Annotated in this window: 20 protein-coding genes and 1 tRNA gene; 7 read left to right on the top strand and 14 right to left on the bottom strand. The window is 68.4% G+C overall.

What is annotated here, in order from left to right; all coding sequences use genetic code 11:
- Positions 1–20: 20 nt before the first annotated feature.
- Positions 21–1508, top strand: a complete 1488-nt coding sequence (locus ASF26_RS02450; RefSeq protein ID WP_082477496.1) for an efflux transporter outer membrane subunit — start codon at positions 21–23, stop codon at positions 1506–1508.
- Positions 1509–1619: 111 nt separating this feature from the next.
- The gene (gene zwf / locus ASF26_RS02445) at positions 1620–3143 is read left to right on the top strand and encodes a glucose-6-phosphate dehydrogenase (protein ID WP_056249003.1); all 1524 of its coding nucleotides are present in this window, start codon (positions 1620–1622) and stop codon (positions 3141–3143) included.
- Positions 3144–3153: 10 nt separating this feature from the next.
- On the opposite strand, the gene ASF26_RS02440 is transcribed toward zwf, so the two are convergent.
- From ASF26_RS02440 to ASF26_RS02430, 3 genes are all read right to left on the bottom strand, one after another.
- A complete protein-coding gene (locus ASF26_RS02440; protein ID WP_056249782.1) occupies positions 3154–3933 on the bottom strand; it encodes a restriction endonuclease in 780 nt (259 codons plus the stop codon).
- 702 nt (positions 3934–4635) lie between these two features.
- Complete coding sequence (locus ASF26_RS02435) at positions 4636–5130, bottom strand: MucR family transcriptional regulator (RefSeq protein WP_056249000.1); 495 nt, start codon at positions 5128–5130, stop codon at positions 4636–4638.
- A gap of 561 nt (positions 5131–5691) precedes the next feature.
- A complete protein-coding gene (locus tag ASF26_RS02430; RefSeq protein ID WP_056248997.1) occupies positions 5692–6354 on the bottom strand; it encodes a class II aldolase/adducin family protein in 663 nt (220 codons plus the stop codon).
- Positions 6355–6453: 99 nt separating this feature from the next.
- Between ASF26_RS02430 and ASF26_RS02425 the strand changes: the two genes are divergently transcribed.
- Positions 6454–9081, top strand: a complete 2628-nt coding sequence (locus ASF26_RS02425) for a bifunctional acetate--CoA ligase family protein/GNAT family N-acetyltransferase (protein WP_056248994.1) — start codon at positions 6454–6456, stop codon at positions 9079–9081.
- Between the two features lie 16 nt (positions 9082–9097).
- On the opposite strand, the gene ASF26_RS02420 is transcribed toward ASF26_RS02425, so the two are convergent.
- From ASF26_RS02420 to ASF26_RS02405, 4 genes are all read right to left on the bottom strand, one after another.
- Positions 9098–9895, bottom strand: coding sequence for an ABC transporter permease (locus ASF26_RS02420; protein ID WP_056248991.1), 798 nt, complete (start codon positions 9893–9895; stop codon positions 9098–9100).
- Between the two features lie 127 nt (positions 9896–10022).
- Positions 10023–11390, bottom strand: a complete 1368-nt coding sequence (locus tag ASF26_RS02415) for a hypothetical protein (protein ID WP_056248988.1) — start codon at positions 11388–11390, stop codon at positions 10023–10025.
- Between the two features lie 351 nt (positions 11391–11741).
- The gene (locus tag ASF26_RS02410) at positions 11742–12059 is read right to left on the bottom strand and encodes a hypothetical protein (protein WP_056249778.1); all 318 of its coding nucleotides are present in this window, start codon (positions 12057–12059) and stop codon (positions 11742–11744) included.
- Positions 12060–12260: 201 nt separating this feature from the next.
- Positions 12261–12746 (bottom strand): SRPBCC family protein, encoded by a 486-nt coding sequence (locus ASF26_RS02405; protein ID WP_018045728.1) that lies wholly within the window; start codon positions 12744–12746, stop codon positions 12261–12263.
- A 494-nt stretch (positions 12747–13240) separates the two neighbouring features.
- On the opposite strand from ASF26_RS02405, the gene ASF26_RS02400 reads away from it, so the two are divergent.
- The gene (locus ASF26_RS02400) at positions 13241–14815 is read left to right on the top strand and encodes a 2-isopropylmalate synthase (RefSeq protein WP_056143471.1); all 1575 of its coding nucleotides are present in this window, start codon (positions 13241–13243) and stop codon (positions 14813–14815) included.
- 102 nt (positions 14816–14917) lie between these two features.
- A tRNA-Lys gene (locus ASF26_RS02395) sits at positions 14918–14993 on the top strand.
- A 314-nt stretch (positions 14994–15307) separates the two neighbouring features.
- Here ASF26_RS02395 and ASF26_RS02390 read toward each other — a convergent pair.
- The 3 genes from ASF26_RS02390 to ASF26_RS02380 form a co-directional block, all read right to left on the bottom strand.
- The gene (locus tag ASF26_RS02390) at positions 15308–15559 is read right to left on the bottom strand and encodes a hypothetical protein (RefSeq protein ID WP_056143474.1); all 252 of its coding nucleotides are present in this window, start codon (positions 15557–15559) and stop codon (positions 15308–15310) included.
- A 399-nt stretch (positions 15560–15958) separates the two neighbouring features.
- Positions 15959–16798, bottom strand: coding sequence for a factor-independent urate hydroxylase (gene pucL / locus ASF26_RS02385; protein ID WP_056143476.1), 840 nt, complete (start codon positions 16796–16798; stop codon positions 15959–15961).
- A 41-nt stretch (positions 16799–16839) separates the two neighbouring features.
- Positions 16840–18237 carry a nucleobase:cation symporter-2 family protein gene (locus ASF26_RS02380; RefSeq protein WP_082477479.1) on the bottom strand — a complete coding sequence of 466 codons (1398 nt, stop codon included), beginning with the start codon at positions 18235–18237 and terminating at the stop codon, positions 16840–16842.
- Between the two features lie 175 nt (positions 18238–18412).
- On the opposite strand from ASF26_RS02380, the gene uraD reads away from it, so the two are divergent.
- Positions 18413–19309 carry a 2-oxo-4-hydroxy-4-carboxy-5-ureidoimidazoline decarboxylase gene (gene uraD / locus ASF26_RS02375; RefSeq protein ID WP_056248984.1) on the top strand — a complete coding sequence of 299 codons (897 nt, stop codon included), beginning with the start codon at positions 18413–18415 and terminating at the stop codon, positions 19307–19309.
- A 94-nt stretch (positions 19310–19403) separates the two neighbouring features.
- Positions 19404–19667 carry a hypothetical protein gene (locus tag ASF26_RS02370; protein WP_056248979.1) on the top strand — a complete coding sequence of 88 codons (264 nt, stop codon included), beginning with the start codon at positions 19404–19406 and terminating at the stop codon, positions 19665–19667.
- A gap of 82 nt (positions 19668–19749) precedes the next feature.
- Here the strand turns inward: ASF26_RS02370 and ASF26_RS02365 are convergent, their stop codons facing one another.
- The 4 genes from ASF26_RS02365 to ASF26_RS02350 all read right to left on the bottom strand — a co-directional run bounded on the left by ASF26_RS02365 (position 19750) and on the right by ASF26_RS02350 (position 24881).
- Complete coding sequence (locus ASF26_RS02365; protein ID WP_056248975.1) at positions 19750–20805, bottom strand: BMP family ABC transporter substrate-binding protein; 1056 nt, start codon at positions 20803–20805, stop codon at positions 19750–19752.
- A gap of 94 nt (positions 20806–20899) precedes the next feature.
- Positions 20900–21826 (bottom strand): ABC transporter permease, encoded by a 927-nt coding sequence (locus tag ASF26_RS02360; RefSeq protein ID WP_056248972.1) that lies wholly within the window; start codon positions 21824–21826, stop codon positions 20900–20902.
- 29 nt (positions 21827–21855) lie between these two features.
- On the bottom strand, positions 21856–22947 hold the full coding sequence (locus tag ASF26_RS02355) for an ABC transporter permease (RefSeq protein WP_056248969.1): 1092 nt from the start codon (positions 22945–22947) through the stop codon (positions 21856–21858).
- 332 nt (positions 22948–23279) lie between these two features.
- Positions 23280–24881 (bottom strand): ABC transporter ATP-binding protein, encoded by a 1602-nt coding sequence (locus ASF26_RS02350; RefSeq protein WP_056248966.1) that lies wholly within the window; start codon positions 24879–24881, stop codon positions 23280–23282.
- Position 24882 lies beyond the last annotated feature (1 nt).

Raw genomic sequence — 24882 nt, 5'->3', positions numbered from 1 at the left:
GGGGGGAGGGTAACCGCCTCATTCGTAGAACGATCGCCCTCCTCCTCCTCGCAACAACCGTCTCCGGCTGCATGGTCGGGCCCGATTACGCGCGGCCCTCCGTGGAGACGCCGCTGGCGTTCAAGCAGGGGGGGATGCGCGAGGACAGCGTGGCCCATGTCGCCACGCGGAAGGGGTGGCGCGCGGCGCAGCCCAATGACGGGGCCGAGCGCGGCGATTGGTGGCGCGTGTTCCGCGACCCCGCCCTCGACCGGCTGATCCGCCTCGTCGACGTGGACAACCAGAACCTGCGCGTCTCCCTCGCCTCCTACGACCAGGCGCGCGGCCTCGTCGCCCAGGCGCGCTCGGCGCTCTACCCCACCGTCATCGGCGCACCGACGATCACGCGCTCGCGCACCCTCGGCACCGAGCGCACCTCGGTCTCGCTCCAGGCCCAGGCCTCGTGGGAGCTCGACCTGTTCGGCCGCATCCGGCGCAACATCGAGAGCGAGGTGGCCAACGCCCAGGCGAGCGCGGCGGATCTGGCGGCGGTGCGCCTCGCGATCCAGTCCGAGGTCGCCACGAACTATTACAGCCTGCGCTACCAGGACTCGCTCCAGCGCCTGCTCGACGAGACGGTGGAGGCCTACAAGAAGAGCCTCGCCATCACCGAGAACCAGTACAATGCCGGCGTGGCGGCCCGCTCCGACGTGATCACGGCGCAGACGCAGGTGCAGTCGACCCAGGCCCAGGCCATCGCGGTGGGCCTGCAGCGGGCGACCTTCGAACACGCCATCGCGACGCTGATCGGGCGCCCGCCCTCCGAATTGTCCCTGCCGAAGGGAAGCCTGCCGAAGACCCCGCCCGCGGTTCCGGTGGGCATTCCCTCCGCCCTGCTGGAGCGGCGGCCGGACATCGCGCAGGCCGAGCGCAGCGTCCAGTCCCAGAGCGAGCAGATCGGCGTCGCCGTGGCGGCTTTCTACCCGACCCTGGTCCTCTCGGGCTCGGGCGGCGTCTCGGGGCTGACCAGCAACGGCGTGTTCTCGGCGGCGAACCAGGTCTGGTCGGTGGCCGCCGCCGGCAGCGAGACCCTCCTCGACGGCGGCGCCCGCACCGCCGCCGTGCAGATCGCCAGGGCCGCCTACGATGCCACGGTGGCGACCTACCGCCAGACCGTGCTCACCGCCTTCGCCGAGGTGGAGAACGGCTTGGCCGGCGTGCGCATCCTCGCCCGCCAGCAGGCGGCGCAGGAGGAGGCGGTGGCCTCCGCCCGCCGCGCGGTGGAGATCACCCTCAACGAGTACCGCGCCGGCACGCAGAACTTCACCACGGTCATCACGGCCCAGGCGTTGGAACTGAACAACGAGGTGACCGCCCTGCAGGTGCGGCTCAACCGCTTCACCACGGCGGTGTCCCTCATCCGGGCGCTGGGCGGCGGCTGGGACGTCCGCAGCCTGCCGACCCCCGACGAATTGAAGGGCGACCSCCTGCCGATCGACCGGGGCCAAGCCGTCCGCACGGACGAATAAGTCCGTCCGCACGGACGAGTGATCGTTGCCTTGCACCATCCGTCGGAACGGCGCAGGGCATGGGCGGTTTGACCGGCGTCGCCGCCGTCGATGCCCGGAGTGTCCCGTCCCATGATTCATCCTGATGCCCCAGTGAACGACGGCAAGCAGCCCCGCGCCAACGACGAGGTCAGGACGGCGCCGGCATGTACCCTCGTCATCTTCGGGGCGGCCGGCGACCTGACGAAGCGCCTGCTGATGCCGGCCCTCTACAACCTCGCCTCGGACGGCCTGCTGGCGGATGGGCTGAAGATCGTCGGGGTCGACCACAACGACCGCACGAGCGAGCAATGGCGCGACGACCTCTCGCAGACAATGCAGTCCTTCACCGAGGACCACACCTCCGAATTCCACCCGGACTCCATCGATCCCGGCCATTGGGGCTTCATCCGTGAGCGCCTGACCTTCACCAAGGGGGATTTCGAGGCGGCGGAGACTTATCAGCGGCTCGCCCGGGACATCGGCGGCAACGCGATCTTCTATCTCGCCGTCTCCGCCCGCTTCTTCGGCCCGGTGGTGGACCATCTCGGCGCCGCCGGCCTGCTGAAGGAGGGGGAGGGCGCCTTCCGCCGCGTGGTGATCGAGAAGCCGTTCGGCACCGATCTCGCCTCGGCGCGCGCCCTCAACGCCCGCATCCTGAACCAGGCCGACGAGAGTCAGGTGTTCCGCATCGACCACTTCCTCGGCAAGGAGACGGTGCAGAGCATCCTGGCGCTGCGCTTCGCCAACGCCATGCTGGAGCCGATCTGGAACGCCGGCCATATCGACCACGTGCAGATCACCGCCGCCGAGACCATCGGCGTGGAGCAGCGCGGCGGCTTCTACGAGCCTACCGGTGCGCTGCGCGACATGGTGCCGAACCACTTGTTCCAGCTCCTGTCCATGGTGGCGATGGAGCCGCCCGGCAGTTTCGATGCGGAGGACATCCGCAACGAGAAGGCACGGATCCTGGAGGCCGTGCGGCCGGCGACGCCGGACCGGGCGGTGCGCGGCCAGTATGCGCCCGGCGAAGAGCACGGTCATGCCGTGCTGGGCTACCGCGAGGAGGCCGACGTCTCGGCCGATTCCCGCACCGAGACCTACGCGGCCCTGACGCTCACCATCGACAACCCGCGCTGGGCCGGCGTGCCGTTCTACCTGCGCACCGGCAAGCGCCTGACGGGGCGCCTCACCGAGATCGCCGTGCATTTCAAGCCGCCGAGCCACGGCCTGTTCGCGGGCACCGCTCTCGCGCCGAACGTCATGCACCTCCACATCGACCCGGACCAGGGGCTGAGCACCCAGTGGAACGCCAAGCGGCCGGGGCCGGACATGCGCCTCGGCGCGGTCACCTCCTCCGTGCGGTTCGGCGATTTCTTCGCCGAGGCGCCGAGCGTCGGCTACGAGACCCTGATCTACGACTGCATGGTCGGCGACCCGACCCTGTTCCAGCGAGCCGACGCCATCGAGGCGGGCTGGGCCGCCGTCGATCCCCTGATCCAGGCCTGGAGGGATGCCCCGGTGGAGACCTATGCGGCGGGCGGCGACGGACCGGCGGGGGCGGAGGCCCTGCTCGCCCGCGACGGGCGGGCCTGGCTTCCCCTCGCGGAGGGGTGAGGCTCGCGCGTCAGGCGGGCTCGGCGTCGAGGCGCCGGGATCGGCGAATGGGCGCAAGTGTGCGCAGGGCATCGTGGTGGAGGAGAAGGACGCCGGTGGCGCCCGACAATCTGCGCGCGGCGGGGGTGAAGCCGGCGTTGGAGACGACGGCCGCCATATCCGCCTGCCAGTAGCGCGCCGCCGCCGAGGCCTCCTGCACCGCCGCGTTGCCCACGGGCTTCGTGTAGCGCTTGCACTGGAGGACGAGGCGGATGCCTGAGCGCTCGGCGACCACGTCGGCCCCCTGGTCGCCGCTGGCCTTCGTCGGGCGCGCCGACCAGCCCGCCTCGCGCAGGGCCTCGGCGCAGAAGCGCTCGTAGGCGATGCCGTCCTCCGGCGCCTCGTCCTCGTCCGGCAGATCGACGGAGAGAGCGACATCGTCCACGATGTCGAGGACCGTCTGCCAGCGGGTATCGGCGAGATCGGTGAACCCCCTGGCGTCGAGATGCTGCAGGATCGTCCGCTCGGCGAAGTAATCCCGCTCGCGCAGCCAGCCGTCGTCGATCCGGTTGCCGTAGGCGTCTTCGAAACATTCCTGGCGGCGGCGCAGAGCAAGGGTCTCGGCATGGGTGCGCGCGAGCCGGCGGACCGTCCGCCTGAAACGCGCGGGCCTGTCGAGGCGATGCAGCAGGATCAGGCCAAGGCAGAGGCTGGTGGCGGCCAGGGCGGGTAGTCCGAACCAGAAGGCGAAGCCACCGCCGACGATCGTGGTCCAGAACAGGCGCGCGACGAGGCTCGATCGACCGGACATGCGCATCCCTTCCCGCCTTCGAGGCGGCCGCACCGGCCGCCTGTTTTCCGAGAATGCAGGGAGGGCCTTGCGACAGGCCTAACGGCACGGCGGCGAAAGACCGCCGGATGGACCACGATCGTCTCGCGGCATGACCAGGGACGGCGCGTCCTCAGTCTCTCTCAAAGAGATCCGGTTTGTTCTCCGGTCCGATCGGACACAGATATTGTCGTCCCGCCGGCGTTCGACGGACATCATGTCCCGATCTCGGGATGTCTTATTATATATGATAGATAGGAATGAGTTTCATTCAAATGTATCGCGAAAGTAGGCTCGGTTTTTTCGATAAATCGAACAACGGGCGCGGGTATGGTCGGTTGTCGTGACGAGCCGGACAGTCACCGGCCCCACAACTCTCCTGTGGATAGGTTTGCGGCTGCGGCTGTTTCGCCCCGAAGGTGATCCGGGCACCTTCGTTCGATGCCTGTCCGAGGAGGTCTCGATCATCGCGAGGCAGGTCGAGCAGCCTGGGATCGATGATCGAGCGAGAATGGGTCATCCCATCTGCTCGTCACACGCTCTGCTTCGCCTTCACCTGGCCGGGACGAAGCGCTCCGGAAACCGAACCGCGTCCTGGTGGCTCCGTCGTAGCCGTCGCCTTTCACCCGGAAGTCTTGCACCTCGGGGTGAGGTTGCGCCTCGGTGAGGCGAACCACAGCCTCGTCAGGCGCTGGTGGCCGTGCGAGGGCGACGACCGCGCGGCGCGGGTGTCGGCGGTGCCTCGACGACGGGTGCCTTCAAGCGAGATTTCCTGCGCTGCTGGCCTAGCCCCATGTTTTTCGCCAGTTCCGACCGTGCGGCCGCATAGTTCGGCGCAACCATCGGATAGTCGCTCGGAAGGTTCCATTTCGCCCGATATTCTTCCGGCGTCATGGAATAGCGCGTCCGAAGGTGGCGCTTCAGGGATTTGAACTTCTTGCCGTCTTCGAGGCAGATGACGAAATCCGGCGTGATCGAGCGTTTGATCGACACGGCCGGGGTCAGCGGCTCGGCCTTTTCCGGCGTCTTCGCCGTCGTCAGGCTGCCCAGGGTGGCGTGAACCGATGCGATGAGGGCCGGGATATCCGAAACCGGCACGGAATTGTTGCTGACGAATGCCGAGACGATATCCGCCGTAAGCTCAATATATTCCGCCACGAAGTCGTTTTCGATTTCCACGCTCACCCCCGAAAGTAGGACAGCCTTAGACCGCAGCGAGGCGCCGATGGAGCCTCGCCGAAAGGTCTTGTCTTCAGCTTGAATTGACTAGGCAGTTAGTATGATAGCCATTAACAAAGCGCAAGAGGCTTTGGCAAGACCAGGGTAACCGCAACAATTTGAAGGAAGCTTCCGGTGTGCTGCAGGAGCTTTCGGCATCTGAGAAATGGCCGGCGGTCCTGGCGTGAGGGGAGATTTTCTAATTCCCTAGGCTTGGAAAAAAATCCAGCTGGACAAAAAATTCAAAATTTATTTGTGGAACTGGAACCTTTATGCTGGTCGGTGAACTCTTTTAGCTCATAGTCGCAACTTCAGATGTGCGATGCGGTAAAAAACTACACATGGCATTGGCGCGCACATGCGGCGCGCGACGCGGCCAGCGGGCCGGTTGAACGACCGCGCCGGGAGGGAAAATTTCCTAAAAACCTGATGTCGGGAGGCCGATCTCGGCCTCCGAGGGCGCGTGCCGAGCAACCTCTACGTAATCATCGCGGCCAGAGCCCTCTGGACGTGGGGGCGACCTCAAGGCGTTTCCGTGCGGCTCCGTGGCCCATAGTTTTCGAAGCGCCTGATCGTTCGCGCGATCTCCGCGTCGGACAGTATGACCGGCTTCCCTACCTGGAGGGCGACGGCGTATTGGCGGCATAGGGCCTCCATCTCTACCGCCAGCCACAAGGCCTTGCCGAGATTACTGCCGATCGCGATCATGCCATGGTTGGCCAGGAGGCAGCCGAGGCGGTCGTCGAGGGCGGCCACCGCCGCGACCGACAGGTCCTCGGTTCCATAGGGAGCATAGGGCGCGCAGCGTATCGTCGGGCCGCCGGCGGCCGCGATCATGTAATGGACGGCGGGAATCTCGGCGCCGCACATGGCGAAGGCGGTGCAATAGGTCGGATGGGCGTGCACGACGGCCTCGATCTCGGGCCGTTGCCGCAGGATGTCGCGATGGAAGCGCCATTCGGAGGAGGGGACGAGGGCATGGCCGTGCTTCCCCTCCATGCTCATCGGCACGATGTCCTCCGGGCGCAGTGCATCGGCCGGGATCCCGGAGGGTGTCATGAGAAAGCCGTCGCCGTGGCGTACCGAGACGTTCCCGGCGGTGCCCTGGCTCAGGCCCAGGGTGATGAGGGAGCGCATCGCCTCGACGATCGCGCAGGAAATCTCGTAAGCTGTGGGTTCTGACATGTGGTTCCCCCGGTCGAGAGTGATCCGCGCCCTATACCTTGCCGTCCGGCGCGATGTCGCACGCCGTCGCCCCGGTCTGATCGAAGGTTACGCCAGTCCATGAGCACCTATCGCTTCGAGGCGTTGCTCGCCCCGCGGGCGATCGCGGTCGTCGGCCTCGGCCAAGGCGCGGTTGGCCAAGACGCGGTCGGCCAGGCCGTGGTCGGCAACCTGGGGAAGGCCGGGTTCGCCGGCCCCGTCCATCTCGTCAGCGAGGCGGGCCTTCCCACCCTCGACGACCTGCCCGAAACGCCGGATCTCGTGGTGATCGTGGCCCAGGCCGCGGAGGTGGAGGGCTGGGTGGAGAAGGCGGGGCTGCGGGGTGCCGCCGTAGCCGTGATCCTCACCTCCGATCTGCCGGAGGATCTCTGCGAGGCGGTGCGCAACCGGGCCCGGCAATGGGGCATGCGTCTCCTCGGCCCCAACAGCATGGGCCTGACCGTGCCGCGCGCGCAGCTCGATGCCAGCCTGTTCGCGGCGGCGCCTAAGGCGGGCGATCTCGCCCTCATCTCGCAATCGGGCACGGTGGCGGCGGGTATCGTCGCCTGGGCCGCGCATCGCGATGTGGGATTCTCGGCCATCCTGTCCCTCGGCACCGCCTGCGACATCGATATCGCCGATTGCCTCGACCATTTCGCCGCCGACATCCATACCCGCGCGATCCTGCTGTCGCTGAACGTGATTCCCAACGCGCGCAAGTTCATGTCGGCGGCCCGCGCCGCCGCCCGCGCCAAGCCGGTCCTGGTGCTGCGCACGGGGCGACACGCGGCTCCCCTGCGCCACACCGTCACCCATACCGGCGCCCTGGCCCGGCCGGATGCGGTCTACGAGGCGGCGTTCCGGCGGGCTGGGTTGCTGAGCGTCGACGGGCTCGACGCCATGTTCTCGGCGGTGGAGACGCTGGGCCGGCAGCGCCCCTTTCCCGGCCAACGCCTCGCCATCCTGGGGAACGGCGAGGGCATCGGGGCGCTCGCCGCCGACAGGCTCGCGGACCGGGGCGGCACGCTGGCCGCGGCGGGGCTCGGCGGCAACCCCGCCGATCTCGGCGTCGAGGCCGATGCGAAAGCCTATGCCGACGCCCTCAGGCCCCTTCTCGCCGATCCCGCCAACGACGCCGTGCTGGCCATCCACGTGCCCACCGCCCGCTCCGACAGCGCCGGCGTCGCCGCAGCCATCGCGGACACGGTGAGCGCGGCCCGGCGCAGGGGCGGACGGCGCAAGCCCGTCTTCGCGGTGACGGTGGGCGATGACGGAGAGGCCGGCGCTGTGCTCGCCGCCGCCGGCATCCCGCGCTTCGCCACGGACGCCGACGCGGTCGAAGGCTTTATGCACCTCGTCCGCTACCGCGAGGCGCAGGACGACCTGATGCGCACGCCGGATTCCCTGCCGCGCGAATTCTCCCCCGACGTGGAGGCCGCCCGCGCCATCGTGATGGCCGCCATTGAGGCGGGGGAGACCTGGCTCGATCCCCATGCCGTGGCGGGCCTTCTGGCCGCCTACCGCATCGACAGCGTGCCGCTGACGCTCGCCCCCGACATCGATGCAGCGGCTGCGGCGGCCTGGCCCATCATCGCCGAGGGCCGCGCGGTGGCGCTGAAGGTGGTCTCACCGGACATCGTCCACAAATCCGATGTGGGCGGGGTGCGCCTGGACCTCACCAGCGAGGCCGATGTGCGCGCTGCCGCCGCCGACATCCTCACCCGGGCCCGGCGCCAGCGGCCGGATGCGCGGATCATGGGGTTCGCGGTCCAGCCCATGGTGCGCAAGGGCAAACGCCGGGAACTCATCGCTGGCCTCGCCGAGGATCCCGTCTTCGGTCCCGTGGTGGTGTTCGGCCGGGGCGGCGTCGCCGTGGAGGTCATCGACGACCGGGCGCTCAGCCTGCCTCCCCTCGACCTCCGGCTCGCCAGCGAACTCATCGACCGCACCCGCGTGGCGCGGCGGCTGGCCGCTTATCGCGACGTCCCGGCGGTGGACCGGAGGGCGCTCGGCCTCGTCCTCGTCAAGCTCGCCCAGCTCTCGGCCGACCTGCCGGAGGTGCGCGAACTCGACATCAATCCCCTGCTCGCCGATGCCAACGGCGTGCTGGCCCTGGACGCCCGCGTGCTGGTCGGCCCGGCCCCGGAGCGGCGCGGTGGCACCCGCAATCCGCGCTTCGCCATTCGCCCCTATCCGGTGGAATGGGAGCGCAACCTCGTCCTGAAGCGCGAGAAGGTCACCGTGCGCCCGGTGCGGCCGGAGGACGAGGGGCTGTTCAAGAGCTTCTTCGAGCAGGTCAGCGCCGAGGATCTGCGCCTGCGCTTCTTCATGCCGGTCCGCGATTTCAACCACGCCTTCCTGGCGCGGCTGACGCAGCTCGATTACGCCCGCGCCATCGCCTTCGTCGCCATCGACGCGCAGACGGCGTCGATGCTCGGCGCGGTCCGCCTCCACGCGGATGCGAATCACGAGAGCGGCGAATACGCCATCCTGATCCGTAGCGACCGCAAGGGTACCGGCCTCGGCTTCGCCCTGATGCAGCTGATGATCGACTGGGCGAGGGCGGAAGGCCTGAGGCGCATCGAAGGCACGGTCCTCCGGGAGAATCGCCCCATGCTGGCCGTGTGCCGCAGTCTTGGCTTCGCGGTCCATCCGGACAAGGAGGACGGCGCGGTGATGAAGGTCGGGCTGGAGCTGGGGGCACCGTAACCGGGACGACCCGGATTCAGTCCTTGGCTTTATTGTTGTAGCACAAGATACCAACGAAGATCATGCCGACGCACCATTTGGTGAGATAGATGGCATCGAAGCTAGCATGGGGATAGTTCGGGTAGAATCCCACGCGGAACAGCTCGATCACATGCGAGAGCGGATTCCAGGAATAGATCGTCCGCACGGGCTCCGGTGTCAGGTCGACCGTCTTGAACGCGCCGCTGAACATCATCATCGGACGGCTCAGGAAGCCATAGATTCTACCCCAGCCCGGAAAATACGACTGGATGGTCGAATTGACGAGCGCCATTCCGAAGGCCAGGAAGCCGACTGCGGTCAGGCTCAGGAGGCAGTTTTCGGGAGCCCAGGGCATGGCCTCTCGTATCCCGTATACATAGAGCGACGAGAAGAACAGGGCCATCAGCATAAAGTTTTGAATCTGATGGATGAAGAATCTCGATAGTAGGAAATCGAACGGCTTGACGAAGTAATACTCCTTCGCTCGCGACTTCTGTGTACCAACACCGCGCGCGCAACGGCGAAAGATGTAGAACGGGAAGACGCCGGTCCCCATGAACAGAAGAACCGAGGGGCCGAAGGGAGGCTCCTTTCCGAAGAGATAGATTCGCAATCCCGCAATCATCACAACGAGGATGACGGGCTCGATGAAGAGGATGACGCCCAGAGCCGGGTGATAATTGCGGAAGCGGACCCAGAAATCACGGACGATCAATGCCGTCATGATCGTCAGCCACGGTCGTGCCCTCTGCTTGGAGGGGGCAGCCGGAAGGACGATCGAGGAGTTTGCCATCGTTCAGTCGCGATCCAGGGATGCCGAGGGACGTGGAGTGGCGGGTTACGGGACCGGCCCCCGAGCACCCCGTGCCGGGGGCGCGTCACGAGGCCGGAATGAGTGTCCGAGACCGAGTTGGCCCCGTTCAGGCGCGGCTGTTTACGATCGAGCGCACGGCGAGCAGGCCGATGAACCAGATCGCTGCCAGGATGAAGGCTCCGAGCGCCATCGACAGGAAGACACGTGGTCCGCCGGCGCTTTCGGGCAGGGCCGGGCGAACGTAGGGCGTGAGATAGAGGTGCTGGGCGGCTGCGCTGGCCCGTGCGCGGTCGAGGGATTGCAGCGAGGTGAGCAGGATCGCCTGTGCATATTGCCGGTCCATATCGAGGGCCTCGAACCGGGCGACGACGCCGGCCAGGACGTTGCGACCGGAGCGGCTGCCCGAGACCTCGCGCTCGACGGAGGCCAGCTGCTCGCGCGCCGCCTGGACGCGGGACTTGAGGGCCACGACGGAGGGCGCCGACTCGCTGAGATTCTGTCTCCGGATCGTGTCGTAATCGGCCTCCAACTGCGACACCGATCCGCGCAGGGTGCCGATGAGCTGGGTGTTGCCCGAGACGACGCTGGGTATCGGATCGATCACCCCCTCCTTTTCACGGAACTCGGCCATGGCGGCGCGGGCCTTGTCGAGGCCGGCTTTGGCCCGGACGACCTCCTGCTCGGCGAACTTGACGGCATCCTCCTCGGCGCGCTTGGCGATCTTGTTGACGAGGTTCTCCGACAGCGTGACGAGTTGATTGGCGATGGTCAGGGCATCGTCGGGCCGGAACGCCTTGATCTCGACGGAAGCGAGCCCGGTGAGCGGGTCGTAATTCGCCCAGATCATCTTGTTCCAGTAGCGCACCAGGTGCTCCGTCGACCGGCTCCTGTCGAACCGGTTCGGCCAATCGATCTCGGGACGGCTGTAGATCTCTCGGACATCGACGCTTTGAGACAGCTCGTCGACCACCTGACGGCTCTTGAGATAGTCGATCACGACGAAATTCTGCGCGGTACCGCCGCCGGCTGCCGCGCTGTGACCGCCCATGGCGCTGGCCACTGCCGATGCGGTCGTGCCCCCGCTGCCCCCTCCGCCGAGGGGGCCGGCCGACGGCGTCACCTCGGTCACGGAGAAGCGGAATTCGGCGAAGTATTGCGGCGTGGCGAGGAACAGAAAATACAGCCCGAGCAGGCATAGGGGCAGAAGCACGACGATGCCGAAGCTGAGCAGCGTGTGGCTCCAGTTATGTTCGGGCTGCGGCAGGGGGATGAGGGAAAACGTCTCGTCTTCCCCGGAATCGAGCGCCAGCTCCCGCCTCGCGTCGTCGTCCCGCCGGGGAACCATCTCGCGGTCGTCGTTTACAGCAAGTTCGCTGGACCGGGCCCGCTCCTCCCTGGTCACCGCCTCCTTGGATTCGAGTGTGGTGGCCCTGGCGGTCGGCAGGCGCGTGATGTTGTTGGGCGCTGAGCTCATGCGTCGCGGGGCCTGTCACCGAAATTCCGTAGCCCCCGACACTAGGAGATTTCCCGGCCCTTTTATGGCAACGCAGCAAGGACATGGCCAGTGTGGCTTTTCAGTCGCCGACCGAAGACCCGTCAATGATCGTCGAGAAGGCGGGGGCATTGCTGCAATCCTCCGAGAGGATTCGTGAGATGAACCGGATCTCGCCTGCGCTCTTTGCTGTCGCATGCCCCGGCCCCATTCGCCCCAAGGCAGGGTCACACTTTCGCGAGGGGGTCGAGTGCTTCTGCGCCGCCCGCGCCGTGGGTCCGGGTCGGGTCGCCTCTTTCGTGGGATGCGGCGATCCCGAAGGAATGCCCGAGCCTACGGATAGCCGTAGCGTGACTTGGCGGCGGCGAGCAGGCCGATCGCCTCACGCTCCCGCCCGGCGGCGCAGGCTTCCGCGGCGCGCGCGAGGTCGGAGGAGAACCGTGCGCCCACCGGCGCGTTGAGATTGCCGGTCGCCACATCGCTGTCCACCACGGCCTGTGTGCGGGCGATGCTCGGACCGCAGCCGGAGCCTGCCGGCAACGGGGCCGAGGCGACAGCGACCGGGGCGGCGGCCGGCGCCACCGCCGCCTTCGGAGAGGGGCCGGACGAGGTGCAGGCTCCGAGCCACGCGGCGAGGCCGATGGCCAGCATCAGGCTGGCCGGTTGCGGCGGCACGATGTTCCTGGTCACGGCGGCTCTCCTTCACGCTCCGGCGCGATGGCCGGCACGGCATGGACGCCGCGCCGGGTTCTTGCCTTCACGCGAGGGGCGGGTCAATCACCGCAGCCGGGGCTCCGGCGACGATCCCGGACCCCGTGTCGGACCGTCACGTCAGCCCGTCACGCGAGCGCGTCATTTGGCCTTCTCGGCGATGGCCGCGAGGCCGGACTCGTAGATCCCCGTGATGGCATCGGTCGCCACCGTGTCCGGAACACCCTTGGCCTTGAAGGTCCCCGTCCACGTCACCGTCGATCCTGAGCCTTTCGGGCTCACCGCGAGGGTGGAGGAATAGTCGGAGACCGGCAGCGGGCTCTCGACGATGGCGTAGGTGTAGCTCATCGCCTTGTCGTCGCGCGCCGTCTGCGATTCGACGATGGCGCCGCCGCCCTTGAGGCTGAGTTTGCGCAGCATCGTGCCGCCCTTGGTGGAGGGCTCGCATTTGGCGATGGCCGGGTGCCAATTGCCGATGCCGCAGAAATCGCCGATCGTCGCCCAGACCTTGGCCGGGGGAGCCGCGATATCGATGGTCTTGGTGAGGTCGATGGCAAAGCCGGGGGCGGTGCCGGCAAGCAGAACGAGGCCGGGCAGCACGATTCGACGCAGGAAAGTGCGCGACATGGACGGGTGTTTCCTTCCGATATTGTTATGTCGGCGCGGTACGAGGCGCACGCCGTGCCGTTGAACGGACGAACGTCAAGCTAGTCGCGAACCGGCACGCGACAATGGCCGGATCCCTGCCCACGAAGATGTGATGGACGGCGGTGCGTGCAGAGCGATCCTTGTCAACGGGGGCGTCGAGGGGTACGAAGCCGTTCGGTCGCATCGTTCGCGCGGCCGCTACGCCATTCGGGAGAGACGAGCCTTGGCCAGCGCCGGCTCCACGCAGGGAACCGCAGACACCGCCTTCGCAGCGGTGCGTGGTCATGCGCGTCCCCGAGCGCTCCTCGTCGGCCTTCTCCTCCTTATCCGCCCCTGAGGGCCGTCCGGGCGCGTGCGCCTGGGCTCTCAGGGGATCGTTTCGCGACCGGGGCCCTCGAGGGCTTCGTCGAGCCGATCGATGGATCAAGGCGCCGCGTCCCTCAGCGACCGCGCCTCCGACAGGACGACACGCCATGACCGACATCACCGCCCAGCCCAACGCCTCCCCGAAGGACAGGGTCCTCATCTTCGACACGACCCTGCGCGACGGCGAGCAATGCCCGGGCGCCACCATGACCCTCGACGAGAAGCTGGCGGTGGCCGAACTCCTCGACACGATGGGCGTCGACATCATCGAGGCGGGCTTCCCCATCGCCTCGATCGGTGATTTCGAGGCCGTCTCCGAGATCGCCCGCCGCTCGAAGCGCGCCACCATCGCCGGCCTCGCCCGCGCCATCCCCGCCGACATCGCGCGGGCCGGCGAAGCCGTCCGCCTCGCCCGGCGGGGGCGCATCCACACCTTCGTTTCGACCTCGCCGATCCACCTCGCCCACCAGATGCGCAAGTCCCAGGACGAGGTGGTCGAGATCATCCTCAAGACCGTGGCCCAGGCCCGCGACCTCGTGGAGGACGTGGAATGGTCGGCCATGGACGCGACGCGCACGCCGATCGACTATCTGTGCCGCTGCGTCGAGGCCGCGATCCGGGCCGGTGCGACGACGATCAACCTGCCCGACACGGTGGGCTACGCCACGCCCGACGAATACCGCAGCATGTTCCGCCAGGTGCGCGAACGGGTGCCGAATGCCGACAAGGCGATCTTCTCGGTGCATTGCCACGACGATCTCGGTCTGGCCATCGCCAACTCCCTGGCCGGCGTGGAAGGCGGTGCCCGGCAGGTGGAGTGCACGGTGAACGGCATCGGCGAGCGCGCCGGCAACGCGGCCCTGGAGGAGATCGTCATGGCGATCCGCACCCGCGGCGACGTGATGCCCTACGAGACCGGCATCGAGACCACGATGCTCACCCGCGCCTCGAAGCTCGTCTCCCACGCGACGAACTTCCCCGTGCAGTACAACAAGGCCATCGTCGGCCGGAACGCCTTCGCGCATGAAAGCGGCATCCACCAGGACGGCATGCTCAAGCATACCGAGACCTACGAGATCATGACGCCCGCCTCCGTCGGGGTCGCCAAGACCTCCCTGGTGATGGGCAAGCATTCGGGCCGCGCGGCCTTCCGCTCGAAGCTGGAGGAACTCGGCCTGCATCTCGCCGACAATCAGTTGCAGGACGTGTTCGAGCGGTTCAAGGCGCTCGCCGACCGCAAGAAGCACGTCTACGACGAGGATATCGAGGCCCTGGTCGACCAGGGCCTCGCCACGGCGCATGACCGCATCCGCCTCGTCTCGCTCTCGGTCATCGCCGGCACGCGCGGGCCGCAGCGCGCCACGATGAAGCTCGCCATCGACGACCGCATCGTCACCGAGGAGGCCGACGGCAACGGCCCCGTGGACGCCGTGTTCAATGCGATCCAGGCCCTGGTCCCGCACGAGGCGCAGCTCGAACTCTACAAGGTCGACGCCGTGACGCAGGGCACCGACGCCCAGGCCGAGGTCTCCGTCCGATTGAAGGCCGGCGACCGCAGCGTGACGGCGCGGGGCGCCGATCCCGACACGCTGGTGGCCTCGGCCCGCGCCTATCTCTCCGCCCTGAACAAGCTCTCGGCCACGGCGGTGCGCCTCCACGCCCAGCACGCCGCATCGGTTTAGCCGGAAAAATGACGCCCCGGGGGTGGACACCCCCCGGGGCCTTTGCTATCAGCCCCCTCGTCGCAGCGGGTTTGGTGGCTGCCGCGACTGCCGCAAGGCAATGGGTGCATAGCTCAGTTGGTAGAGCAGCTGACTCTTAATCAGCGGGTCCAAGGTTCGAACCCTTGTGCACCCACCAAATAAATCGCTGATTCGATCGCGGTTTTCCAAAACAGTTCAAAGCAGTCAGTCTCGGTCGGGAATGCGATCGGGGCTTTTTGCTGTGTTTTCCGGCATCTCTGGTGCGACCCGGCCAAGGGGCGGTCTTCGCTTCCTTGCAGTTCACCAGCGTTGGGAGCAACGAGGCGTTCGAGCCTTCCGCGCGGGCGCTCTCCCTTGCGGCTGTCCTCCACCTTCACAGCCACCTCGCCATGCCGTTCACCGTGGCACGCAGGGTATCGAGGGTGGCCAATCCTGCGCGCTTCCGCCCGGGCCGCTTTCCGCCCTGGGGCCTCAGTCGCGGTGGCGTGGCGGGGTCGGCCTCACCGATCCCGTCGTGACTGCGCCGTCCGCATCGATCCGGGTGCGAATGGGGCGGGAGAAGCGGCTGTCGTATTCGCCGACGTTCCGGGCGGCGGCCTGTCCGTCGAGACCGCCGGGGGCGGTCGCTGCCGGGATGCCGGCCGGTGCGGTGTAACTTTGCGCGAAAGCGGTGCCGGACAAGGCGAGACCGAGGGCGGCTCCCAGAATGAGGCGTGTCGTCATGGATGTCGTCCCAGGTTCGGGCCGGACTGCCTGAGGAGACGCGGCAGTCCCGGCCAATAACCTAGAATTTGTGCACCAAAGCCTCGTAAAGCAACACGGAATGGTCAGTGCGTGTGCATCATGTTCATGCACCGAGCGTGCAAGCCATATCCTCCGGATCGATGGCCACAGGAATAAGCCGTTTCATCCCATGGGTTTGGTTCGGGCTGCGACATTTTTTGCCAGTCATGGCCGGCATGGCATGACTCTTCCGCCGCCCGCGCGTCCTCGCTCCATCGACGCGCTTGCCGGACGTTCGGGGATTACGGGGACCGGGCCGGGCGCCCGTGGTCGCGGCCTCGCGGAAGGCCGTTCGGAAGGCGGCACTCCCCCTCTTCCGAAGGGCCGGGATCGTGCGGCTCAGCCTCGCCCGATCGTCGCCTCGATCTGACCGTGGGGCTCGTCGGTGGGCAGGAACACCGTGTTGGGGTTCTCCAGCCCGAACGGTGTCAGGTTGATCGGGATGTAGTGCTTGTTCGGCATGGCGAACCCGATCTCGGCGATCTCGGGAATGGCCGCCAGGACCGCCTCGCCCATGCGGTACATGCTGTCCTGCACGCTGGCGCTGTAGGTCGTGCCGAAGACCTCGATCAGGATGTCGAGCACCCGGGCATTGGTCGCGGTGTAGTCGGCGGGCGCGCTGGCCCAGGTCCAGGTGGCGTCCATGGCGGTCGCGGCGATGCGGTCGGTGGCGTCGGCCAGGGTGCGGTACGCGTCATCGACAAAGTCGGCCCAGCCCGATTGCGTGGTCTTCATGAAGGTGAAGCCCCGCAGCCCCGACTGCAGCACGGCGCCGTCGCGGCTCGCCACGAGCTTGACGTAGCCCGTCCCGTTGCCGTCGAGGGTGAAGACGTGGCCATGCGGCCGGCCGCCGATGGCCTGGCGCAGCCAGCGCGTCTCCTTGCCCTCGATCCCGATCTCCTCGACCTGCGGATACGTGTCGAGGAAGGTCGCGGCGACGGCCTCGGCGAAGGCTTCCTTGTCGAGGGACAGGTTCTTGGCCGCCACCACGTTGACGATGTTCTTCACGCTGTCGGTGGCGACGCAGGCCCGGTTGTCGCCGTCGGTCCAGGCGGCCTCGAAGGCCCCCTTCATCAGGACCGCGAGGGACAGTTCGCGCGGGGTGTGGTCGTCGCCGTCGCGGGTGAGGCGCATCACCCGCACGCGGCCCTTGCCGTATTTGGAGGCGATCAGGGGCATGCTTGTCTCCCAGGAGGGGCGATGAAGGACGACGGCCGTCCTCAATGTTCGGAGGACGCCGCCTGATGCCGGGCCGCGGCGCGGGCGGCCTCGTCGCCGGTCAGGCCGTTGAAGAACAGGTTCAGGCTCACCGCCGCGATCGCGCAGAGCAGGATTCCGGATTCGAGGAGCGGGTGCAGCGCGTGCGGCATCTGCTTGAAGAAGGCCGGGGCGACGAGGGGGATCATGCCGAAACCGACGGAGACCGCAACGACGAACAGGTTGTTGCGATTGCGGGCAAAGTCCACCGCGCCGAGGATGCGCACGCCCGTCGCGCCGACCATCCCGAACATCACGAGCCCGGCCCCGCCGAGCACGCATTGCGGCACCGCCTCGACCAGCGCCGCGAGCTTCGGGACGAGGCCGAGCCCGAGCATGATGAACCCGCCGACCACCGCGACGTAGCGGGTGCGCACCCCGGTGACGCCGACGAGCCCGATATTCTGCGAGAACGAGGTGTAGGGGAACGTGTTGAAGATGCCGCCGATGACGGTGCCGAGGCCGTCGCCGCGCAGGCCCCTGGTCAGGCGCTTCTCGTCCACGGGGTCGGCGCAGATCTCGGCGAGCGCCAGGAACATCCCGGTCGATTCGATCATCACCACGATCATCACGATGCAGAGGGTGACGATCGAGACGGGATCGAAGGTCGGGGCGCCGAAGGCGAAGGGCCGCACCACGTCGAACCAGGACGCGGTGGCCACATGGCCGAGATCGACCAACCCGAAGGCGGCGGCCACGAGCATCCCGGCGACGATGCCGATGAGCACCGAGGCCGAATTGACGAAGCCGGTGCCGTAGCGGGTGATCGCCAGGATCACGCACAGCACGAAGGCGGCGATGGCGAGATGGAGCGGTGCCCCGTAATCCGGGTTGCCGATTCCTCCGGCGGCCCAGTTCACGCCCACCTTCATCAGCGAGACGCCGATGACCAGGATGATCGTTCCGGTCACCACGGGCGGGAACAGCGGCAGCAGCCGTCCGATGAGCGGCGCCACGAGAAACGCGAACAGGCCGGCCGCGATCACGGCGCCGTAGATGCCGGTCAGCCCGATCTCGGGATTGGTCCCCATGGCGACCATGGGCGTGACGGCGGCGAAGGTGACGCCCATCATCACCGGCATGCGCACGCCGATCCCCGGCAGGCCCCAGCTCTGCAGCAGAGTCGCGAGCCCGCACGCGAACAGGTCGGCGCTCACCAGCATCGCCACCTGATCCGGCGGGAGTTTCAGGGCGCGCCCGACGATCAGCGGCACCGCGACGGCGCCGGCATACATCACCAGGACGTGCTGCAGCCCGAGCAGAGCGAGGGCGACGGGAGGCACCGTCGTCACGGGCGCCTTGACCGGCTCGGCGGCATGGATGCTGTCGGGAGGGGCGGCGATGGTCGTGGCACTGGTCATGGGGTCGACGCCTCCGCCGCTCCGGGCAGATCCCTCAGCGGGGATGCGGTGTCCGTGGGCGCAAGGCGTGTGCCACCGGGGCGGGACCCGGCGGTGGCGCGCATGGCCCGTTGCCTGCACCGGCCGGGCCTGCGATGCGTCGTCATCGCCTGCCTTCAACGGAGAGCCCGCCGCCATGGCGTCGACACTCGCAGCTCTGAACGAGGCCTCCGATGCGGACTTCGTGGCCACGCTCGGTGCCGTGTTCGAACACGCGCCCTGGGTGGCCGAGGCGGCCCTGCCGCAGCGGCCCTTCGCCACCGTGGAGGCGCTGTTCTCGGCCATGCGCGATGCGGTCCAGGGCGCGCCGGAGGGGCGGCGCCTCGCGCTGCTCACCGGCCATCCCGAACTCGCCGGGCGCGCCGCCCGATCCGGGGCCATCGCCCCCGATTCCATCGCGGAGCAGGCCGCGGCCGGCCTCGACCGGATGTCGGACGCGGAATACGCCCGGTTCGAGGCGCTCAACGCGGCCTACCGCGACAAATTCGGGATCCCCTTCATCCTGTGCGTCAAGCGGCACGGCCGCGCCTCGCTGCTCGGGACCTTCGACGCGCGGCTGGAATCCGCTCCCGATGTGGAGCGGCGCACGGCCGAGGCCGAGGTGATGCGGATCGCCGCGATCCGCCTGAACGCCCTGGTGAGCGGCCCCGGTCCGCTCGCCACGACGGGCCGGATCTCGACCCATGTCCTCGACACCGTCCGGGGGAAGCCGGCCGCCGGGGTGGCCGTCGACCTCGTCGAGTTCGTCTCCGCGACGGAGGCGGTGCTGGTGGCCCGCGCGGTGACCAACGCGGACGGCCGCACCGACATGCCCCTGATCCACGGGCGCCCCGTGCCGATCGCCACCTACGAACTGCGCTTCGGGCTCGGCGACCACTTCCGGCGGGTCGGAGCGGGTCCAGGCCTCGCTCTCCCCGAACCGCCCTTCCTCGACATCGTGCCCCTGCGCTTCGGCGTGGGCGACCCGGAGGGCCATTATCACGTGCCGCTGGTGGCGACCCCCTGGAGCTACCAGACCTATCGCGGAAGCTGACGCGGAACCTCTTCGATCTTCTTCGAGCGGCCAAAGACTTGCTTGTCGTTTTACGGTTCTCTTGCTCTTCGCCTCTCTTGGAAGGTCTTCGACCATGCGTATGACGATCTCGGCCCTCGCTCTGTGCGGGCTCTTCGGGTTGACCGGCGCCGCCCTCGCCCAGGGGACCGGTGCGCCCGCCGGCCGCGATCCGGCGACGGCTCCCGGCGGGACCGAGGGGATCGCCGGCCCGCAGAACGAGCGGGAGGCGATCCGGAGCGGCGATGCCATCGCCGCGCCACGCGGGGTCGGTGTGCCGGTTCCCCCGCCCTCCGAGGAGACGAAGGCCGACCGGCCGGCGCGCCACCACAACCACTGATCGCAGTGACGCTCCCATGAACGAAGAAGCCCCGCCGGAACGCTCCGGCGGGGCTTCTTCGTTCGAGGGAGATAGGAAGGGGTTATTGCGTCAGCTTGTCGTCGATCCCCTTCACGTACCAGTTCATGCCGAGGATCATCGGGTCGGGGGCGGTCTCGCCCTCCTTCACGGCGACGCTTCCATCCTGCTTCAGCACCGGCCCGGCGAAGGGGTGGATCTTGCCGTCCGCGATGGCCTGCTTGGTCTCCTCGGCCATGGCCTTCACGTCGTCGGGCATGTTGGTGAAGGGCGCCAGGACGACCATGCCGTCCTTGATGCCGCCCCAGGTGTCGTGGCTCTTCCAGGTGCCGTCGAGGACCGCCTTGGCCTCCGCGATCACGTAGCCGTTCCAGTCGTCGGTGATGGAGGTGAGCTGGGCCTTTGGGGCGAAACGGTACTGGTCCGAGGACTGGCCGAAGGCGAGCTTGCCCTGCTTCTCGGCCTCCTGGAGGGGAGCGGCCGAGTCGGTGTGCTGGGTCAGGATGTCGGCGCCCTGCGCGAGGAGCGCCTTGGCCGCCTCCGCCTCCTTGCCCGGATCGAACCAGGTGTTCACCCAGACCACCTTGATCTTGATGTTCGGGTTGACCGCCTGCGCCCCGAGCATGAAGGCGTTGATGCCGCTGACGACTTCCGGGATCGGGAAGGACGCGATGTAGCCCACCGTGCCGGATTTCGAGAGCTTTCCGGCGATCTTCCCGCAGACGTAGCGGCCTTCGTAGAACCGGGCGGAATAGGTGGAGACGTTGTCGGAGCGCTTGTAGCCGGTGGCGTGCTCGAACTTCACCTTGGGAAACTTCCGCGCCACCTTCAGGGTCGGCTCCATGAAGCCGAAGGAGGTGGTGAAGATCAGGCCGGCACCGGAGCGGGCGAGCTTCTCGATGGAGCGCTCGCTGTCGGCCTCGGGCACGTTCTCAAGGAAGGTGGTCTCGACCTTGTCGGGCAAGGCCTCCGCCAGGGCCTTGCGGCTGAGGTCGTGCTGGTAGGAATACCCGAAATCGGCCACCGGCCCGACATAGACGAAGCCGACCTTCAGCTTGTCGGCCGCGAGCGCCGGCCCGGCAGTAAGCATCGCGCACAGAACCGCACCGCCGAGTCTCATGGTTCTACCGCGCATCGTGGACCTGCCCCGCATCGTGTCGTCCCTCTCGATCCATTGCCGCGCACCCATCGGCGCCGTTCATGGGCTCTGTACTTTACCGGCTCGGCGTGAAGACCCGCCCGAGCGAGGCGGGCGCCAGCGAGCCGCCGTGGCGCTGCCCGAGGGAGAGCAAGACCAGGGCCAGGATGGTGGCGAGATAGGGCAGGGCGGAGAGGAGCTGGCCCGGCAGGCCGAGTCCGGCGGCCTGGGCGTGGAGCTGCAGCACCGTCGCCCCGCCGAACAGCAGGGCACCGGCCGCGACCCGCAGGGGCCGCCACGAGGCGAAGACCACCAGGGCGAGGGCGATCCAGCCGCGGCCCGCCGTCATCCCCGGCGACCAGAACGGCGTGTAGGCCAGCGCGAGATAGGCCCCGCCGAGCCCGGCGCAGGCGCCCCCGAACAGCACCGAGAGGAAGCGGACCTTGCGCACCTTCAGCCCGAGGGCGTGGGTCGCCACGTGGTCGTCGCCGATGGCGCGCAGGGTCAGGCCCGCCCGCGTCCGCCACAGGAACCACGACACGGCCACCACGAGGGCGACCGCCGTATAGACGAAGGCGTCCTGGCCGAAGACGAGCCGGCCGATTCCGGGCAGGTCCGTGAGGCCGGGGAGGGACAGGTGCGGCGCCGGATCGCGTTTCATCCCGACATAGTTTGCGCCCACCAGCCCCGACAGCCCGAGCCCCAGGATGGTGAGGGAAAGGCCAGAGGCGACCTGGTTCGCCGCGAGCCCGACGGTGAGGATACCGAACAGGGCGGCCAGGAGCAGGCCGGCTCCGGCCCCGCCCAGCGCCCCGAGGAAGGTCGAGCCGGTCTGCATCGCCACGGCGAAGCTGACGGCGGCGCCGAAGATCATCATCCCCTCGACGCCGAGGTTGAGCACGCCGGAGCGCTCGGCCACGAGTTCGCCGATGCCGGCGAGGATCAGGGGGGTCGCGGCCGCCAGGACCGTGACGAGGACCATCTGGACGATGTCGAGGGTCATGATCGGCTCCGGTATCCCTCGAAATGGCTCTACGAGACCGGGCGGCCGGACGGGCCGCCGGGCACGAGCCGCACGTGATAGCCGGCGAACACGTCGGCCCCGAGGACAAGGCCGAGGAGCAGGCCCTGGAAGGCGCGGGTGAGGTCGAGGGGCAGCTTCAGGTCGATCTGCGCGCCCTCGCCGCCGATGGTGGTCAGCGCGATGACGATGGCGGCGATCAGGATGCCCGGCGGCGAGAGCCGCCCGAGGAAGGCGACGATGATCGCGGTGAAGCCGTAGCCCGGCGAGATCTCCGGCTGGAGCTGCCCGATCTTGCCCGCCACCTCGACGATGCCGGCAAGGCCCGCCGCGCCGCCGGAGATGGCGAAGACGGCCAGCGTCAGGCGGGCGTCCGAGAAGCCGGCGAAGCGCGCCGCCCGCGGGCTCGCGCCGACGACCCGGACCTCGAACCCGAACAGGGTGCGGGCCAGCACGACGGTCGCCAGCACCACGGCGAGGAAGGCGATCACCACGCCCGCATGCAGCGTCTCGCCCTCCATGAGGTAGGGCAGCCGCGCCGCGGGATCGAAGCCGACGCTCTGGGGAAAGTTGTAGCCGGCCGGATCGCGCAACGGGCCGCGGACCATGTAGTCGAGGAGGAGCTGGGCGACGTAGACGAGCATCAGGCTCGTGAGGATCTCGGAGACGCCGAGGCGGACCTTCAGCACGGCCGGGATCATCGCGTAGGCAGCACCCGCGAGCGTCCCGGCGATCAGCATCGCGGGCAGGATCCAGAGCGTGAACCCCCCCATGCCGTGCGTGGCGACGCCGACCCAGCCGCCGGCCAAGCCGCCGATGACGAACTGGCCCTCGGCGCCGATGTTCCAGAGGTTGGCGCGGTAGCAGAACGCGAGACCGGTGGCGATCAGCGCCAGGGGCGCGGCCTTCAGGGCGATCTCCTGCAGCGACCAGACCTCGCTGAGCGGGGTGACGAAATAGGTGACGAAGGCGTCGCCCGGCGAGACGCCCAGGGCCGCCACGGCAAGGCCGCCGATCAGCACCGCCGCCACGAAGGCGAGCGCCGGAGAGAGGATGTCGAGCACCGGAGAGCGCCGGGTGCGGGGAACGAGGTCAAGACGCATGATGCCCTCCGCGTGTCGTTGGACCCGGCGCGCGATCCCGCTGCCGCCCGAGCGGGGCCGTCTGGGGAGGGCTTTCGGGAAAGGCGCCGGTCCCCTCTCCCCGCGGGCTGCTACCGGATTCGCTCATCTGCTCTTGCAGGCAGACCGCGTCCCTCTCCCCCTTGTGGGGAGAGGTTAGGAGTGGGGGTGGCTCCGCCAGCCTCCGCAGCAGGAGTGTGGCCCCACCACCCCCACCTCCAACTCCTCCCCACAAGGGGGAGGAGGGCCGCGCATTTCGCGACAGGCGTGAATGCCGTAGCCGCGTGCGGGGAGAGGGGATGCGCGGGCATCGGTCAGTGAGCATGGGTCCCCGCCTTTGCCACGTCCTGGGGTTCGGCCGACGGGTCTCCCGATCCGCCCATGAGCAGGCCGATGGCCTCGCGGGTCGTTTCGCCCGAGGGCACCGCCGTCGAGAGCGTTCCGTCGTGCAGCACGGCGATGGAGCCGGCGATTTCGAACAGCTCGTCGAGGTCCTGGCTGATGACCAGGATCGCGGTGCCGCGCGCGGAGAGATCGATCACCGCCTGACGGATATGCGCCGCCGCCGCCGCATCGACGCCCCAGGTCGGCTGGTTGATGACGAGCACGCCGGGCTCGGCCAGGATCTCGCGGCCGACCACGAATTTCTGGAGGTTGCCCCCCGACAGGGTGCCGGCGGCGGGGTCGGGCCCGGCCTTGCGCACGTCGAAGGCCTCGATCACCCGCCGGGCGAGATCGCGCGCGGCCCCGAGGCGGAGCAGGCCGAAGCGGGTCAGCGGCGCGGTCGGGTAGCGTGAGAGCAGGGCGTTCTCGGACAGGCTCATGAGAGGGGCCGCCGCGTGGCCGTTGCGCTCCTCCGGCACGAAGGCCGCGCCGAGGCGCCGACGCGCGTTGATGCCGAGCGCCCCCACGGCGGCGCCGTCGATGCGTATGGAATCGGGGGCCGGCGCGCGGGTCTCGCCCGACAGGGCGGCGAAGAGTTCGGCCTGGCCGTTGCCGGCAATGCCCGCGATGCCGAGGATCTCGCCGCCGGAGACGCCGAGGGAGACGTCGCGCAGCGAGGTGGCGTGCAGGCCCGGAGCTGGGAGGGTGAGGTGATCGAGGCGAAGGCGTTCCGTGCCCACTTTCCCGCCAGCGCGCCCCGTGACCTCGCGCACCGCGCTGCCCACCATCATGGCGGCGAGCGAGCGGGCCGTCTCCTCCTGGGGGTTGCAGGCCCCCACCACCTTGCCGCCGCGCAGGATGGTGGCGCGTACGCAGAGGCGGCGCACCTCGTCCAGGCGGTGCGAGATGTAGAGCAGTGCCCGGCCCTCCGCGCGCAGGCGCTCCAGCACGGAAAACAGCACCTCCGCCTCGCCGGGGGTGAGCACCGAGGTGGGCTCGTCGAGGATGACGAGGCTCGGGTCCTGGAGCAGGCAGCGAACGATCTCGATACGCTGGCGCTCGCCCGCCGAGAGCGACCAGACCGGGCGATCCGGTTCGAGGTGAAGGCCGTAATCGATGCCGAGCTTGGCGATGCGGTCGGCCAGCGCCCGGCCGGACAGGTCCTTGGGCATGACGAGGGCGATGTTCTCGGCCACCGTCAGGTTCTCGCAGAGGGAGAAATGCTGGAAGACCATGCCGATCCCGAGCCGGCGGGCGGCTTCCGGGTTGGGCAGCTGCACGATGTCGCCCTTGTGCGTGACGACGCCCTCCGTCGGCTCCAGCAGACCGTAGAGGATCTTCATCAGCGTCGATTTGCCGGCGCCGTTCTCCCCCAGGAGGGCGTGGATCTCACCGGCGCGGATCTCGAGATCGACGCCGTCATTCGCCGTGAAGCTGCCGAAGCGCTTGACGATGCCGTAGGCGCCGAAGAGCGGGGTCGGTCCCTGCCTCGGGCGAGGCGGCTGGGCGGCGGGAGAGAATGCGGTCGCCATC

This window comes from Methylobacterium sp. Leaf93, from assembly GCF_001422345.1.
Taxonomy (GTDB): Bacteria; Pseudomonadota; Alphaproteobacteria; order Rhizobiales; family Beijerinckiaceae; genus Methylobacterium; species Methylobacterium bullatum.
The sequence above is the reverse complement of the archived record's forward strand: the minus strand, read 5'-3'. Positions and strand labels throughout refer to the sequence as shown.